General features: G+C 59.0%; 1 protein-coding gene. It reads right to left on the bottom strand.

The window, feature by feature from the left end; genetic code table 11:
* Nucleotides 1-2,335 (bottom strand): leishmanolysin-related zinc metalloendopeptidase (locus tag ABX749_RS29835; RefSeq protein ID WP_372899244.1); only part of this gene is annotated, 2,335 nt, incomplete at both ends.

The following is a 2,335-nucleotide window of genomic DNA, read 5'->3' as shown; positions in this document are numbered from 1 at the left end:
GGTGATCGATTCGAGCAACTCGCCGGTAGCTAAATCGATGATGTGCAGTCGGTCGCTTTGCGGCGACCCTGCATAGATGAGGCCGTCATAGATTTCGACGCGAGTGGCGCCGCCCGGCAATGGCACCGACTGCAGCAACGTCGGCGAAGTCGCAGCGGCGACATCGACGATTTGCAAGCCGGCAAATCCGGTCGCCAGCACGGCCAGGTTGCGGGTCGCATCGACCGCCACGTCTGTCGCGAAGCCGGGCAAGTCCAATTGGCTGAGCAGAATGGGAGACAGGAATCGGCTGGCGTCGATGACGGCGAGCCCGAAGTCTCCGGTTGCGATGTAGGCCGTCTGCTGAGTTCCACTGATCACAGAACCCACCAAGGCGATTTCCGTTGCCGCGCCCTGCAAGCTCATCGAAGCGACGACACCCGTGGTCAGCGACCTGCCGGTCAGCGGGTCCAAACCTTGAGCGATTTCGGCGGCATCACTTATTCCATCGTGGTCGGTGTCGACCAACGTATCCGACGTGCCGACGATAAACTCGACGTATTCATCGAGCCCATCGTTGTCCAGGTCTCGTCCCGTTGGTGGACCAAGGATAATGACCGGCATTTCAAAGCTAACACCGCTCTCGGGCGTGATGAAATCGCTGACACCGATTTTCCCTGTCGCAACCTCATACACCCATTGCCGGTAGGGCGTATTGGAAGCCAAGAAGACGCCATCGGGACAGAGTGCCCCACCGAAACCAAGATTTGTTTCGCCTCGCATCACGAATCCGTTGTTGAGATTCTCGATCGCGAAGTAAAAGCGGCCGCTTAATTCGGAAGTTCCGCCGGTCTCAAAATTCTGGTCCGTGACCAAGTTCACGTCGATTCCGTTGATCGCAGCCAATGACTCGCTGTCGAACAGCATGGTAAGCTGTCCATCGACGACCGTCACGCGATACGTGGAACTGGCGAACTGATTCGCACGCAGACTCACGTTGCCTCGTAAGTCGCCTTCCAAATAAACACGTGCTTGCGACTGGGATTCAGCGGAATCGCCCAAGGAAATCGTGACGTCGTAGATGCCATTGGGCAGATCGCGGACGAAGGTTGCGCGACGCGTGGTGACAAAGTCCCGCGTCAAATCGGTCGTGCCGGCAGACGCGCCGCGGTCAACGCTGGCGACAACTTCGCCCGGTCCGAGAACCCAACCATAACCGAGCGCCGCTGTGTAGAGCGTGTCCGATGTCACGGCAACACGGTTCGAAGTGACAGGTGAAAGGTTGGTTCCAAAATCACCCCAAAATCCAATCGGCGAAACCTCGGTTGGAGGATCCATCGGTTCCTCTTCGAGTGCCGCTTCCCCAGATTCGATCGACAACGGACCATCCGGCGGGGGCGGCGGGGGTGGCGGGGAGTAGGGGTCAGCCGCGGCAAAGTTCACGACGTATCCGAGATCAACCAGCGAACCTACCGTGATCCGGCTGATCGGCATGGCGATGCCGGCGGATTCCACGAAGCCCGTCATCAATTCGTTGTCAAACGTGCTTTCCCTCCAGTGACCATCTCGATTGCCGGCGCTACCTGTATTCGCGACGGGCACCGAAGTAGCGGAGAGACCAAAAATCGAATTGTACGCAGCGACTGCATTCGCACCGGTAAATCGCGGATCGGCACCGCCTGCCCCGCTGAGAAGATTGAGTCTCGTCCATATCGTGCCGATTCCTAACACATGGCCGATTTCGTGAAGGATGACTGAAAACAATTGACCCGAAGATTCCAGAGAGGCGATGTCCGCGCTGTCGAAACGCATTCGGCCGCGAGCCGGTAGACTCGAGCCGGAGCGTAGTACGGTCGGACCGGCGCTTCCTAAAACCGTTCCCACTCCGTCGATCGCGACGGCAAATGCGTCAATGACCAGGTCATCAACCAGTCCGATATCGGTCATCACGTTGGGGAGATCGCCGACAATGATCTGCTCCCAGCGTCGAGCGGCTTGCTCAAAAACCAGTTGTTGACTTGCAGTAAGCGATTGATCGACATAGCGAAGATCGATCTGGAACCCTGGTCGCGAGCTGCCGGTGCCTCCGCCGCCAGTGTTTCCGCCACCGGTTGGGCCGCCGGTGCCTGGGCCATTTGGACCGCCAGTACCTGTCCCACCCGGCGGAAACGATGGAGTGGCAGGGCCGGGCGGATTGCCGGATCCACTAGCACCGCCACCCTTCCTGGGAATGTCACTTCTGCCTCGATTGCCCGGCGGTGTCAGTCCATGCCAACCCGGTTTGGTGATTCCCGTTCCGGGATCCGAGGTGACCGACAGACCGTCTTCGGAAACCGTCGCCGTGCCTTCGATCACC

The sequence above is a fragment of the Stieleria sp. genome (assembly GCF_041595215.1).
Lineage (GTDB): Bacteria > Planctomycetota > Planctomycetia > Pirellulales > Pirellulaceae > Stieleria > Stieleria magnilauensis.
The sequence above is the reverse complement of the archived record's forward strand: the minus strand, read 5'-3'. Positions and strand labels throughout refer to the sequence as shown.